The sequence below is a fragment of the Sinomonas humi genome (assembly GCF_000802235.1).
In the GTDB taxonomy this organism is placed as follows: domain Bacteria; phylum Actinomycetota; class Actinomycetes; order Actinomycetales; family Micrococcaceae; genus Sinomonas; species Sinomonas humi.
This window is the reverse complement of sequence record NZ_JTDL01000040.1, coordinates 1-1,122: the sequence shown is the minus strand read 5'-3', so window position 1 is coordinate 1,122 and position 1,122 is coordinate 1. Positions and strand designations below refer to the sequence as shown.

The window sequence follows — 1,122 nt, the reverse complement described above, 5'->3', positions numbered from 1 at the left end:
GAACAGCTCAACCCCGAGTTCGTCTTCGAGGTCGGCGATGCGTTTCGACAGGGGAGGTCGGCTCATGTGCAGGCGGCGCGCAGCCCGCCCGAAGTGAAGCTCTTCCGCGACCACTGTGAAGTAACGGAGGTGGCGAATATCCACATGTCAACGGTACCATCCCGGAACCAATTAGTGCAATATTGGTAATGGACCACTCAAATTCGATGCTTATTCTTGGAAAGCACAGCCGGTCGGACTGATTCCGAGATGTCCCCGCAGCACCGAGGAGACAAGCGGCTTGCCTCTACACCTTGGACAGAAGCGATCTCGAAGAAAGGGCCGAGCGACCTTCTGAAGGGTTCTGATTGAGGGAAGAATGGGTTTTGGTCCATTCCTGAATTTCTCTGCAAAACGATCCCTTTAGGAATCCGGCGCCGGCCCTCGGCCTTCGAGGTGCCTGTTGCGAGTACCCGTGCGTGCCGGCGCCGGAGGCTTCTCAGTCGATGTGGCGTTCGTCGGGGCCGTTGTAGGCGCTGAGGGGGCGGATGAGGGAGTTGTTCTCGAGCTGTTCCATGATGTGGGCGGTCCATCCGGTGATCCGGCTGGCGACGAAGAGCGGGGTGAAGGTGGGGATGTCGAAGCCCATGAGGTGGTAGGCGGGGCCGGTGGGGTAGTCGAGGTTGGGCTTGATGCCCTTGGCCTCGTCCATGGACTGCTCGAGGCCGTCGTAGAGGCCGAGGATTTCGGGGCGGCCGTAGTAGGTGATGAGGTCATCGAGGGCGGCCTTCATGGTGGGGACGCGGGAGTCGCCGTGCTTGTAGACGCGGTGGCCGAAGCCCATGACCTTCTTCTTGGCGGCGAGGGCGTTGTCCATCCAGGCCTTGGCGCGGGCTTTGGCGTCCTCGTGGGTCTCGCTGGGGTTGATGCCGATTTCCTCGAAGGTCTCCATGACGGCTTCGTTGGCCCCGCCGTGGAGGGGGCCCTTGAGGGCTCCGATGGCGGCGGTGACGGCGGAGTGGAGGTCGGAGAGGGTGGAGGTGACGACGCGGGCGGTGAACGTCGAGGCGTTGAAGGAGTGTTCGGCGTAGAGGATCATCGAGACCTCGAACGCGCGGATGACCTCGGGGGCGGGTTCGACGC

General features: G+C 62.4%; 2 protein-coding genes. Both read right to left on the bottom strand.

Features of this window, described 5'->3' with window-relative positions; all coding sequences use genetic code 11:
* On the bottom strand, nt 1-144 hold a 144-nt coding region (locus LK10_RS21165), incomplete at its 3' end, for a LysR family transcriptional regulator (protein ID WP_156144019.1).
* Nucleotides 145-478: 334 nt separating this feature from the next.
* A partial coding sequence (locus LK10_RS03785) for a citrate/2-methylcitrate synthase (RefSeq protein ID WP_043120274.1) occupies nt 479-1,122 on the bottom strand: 644 nt, incomplete at its 5' end.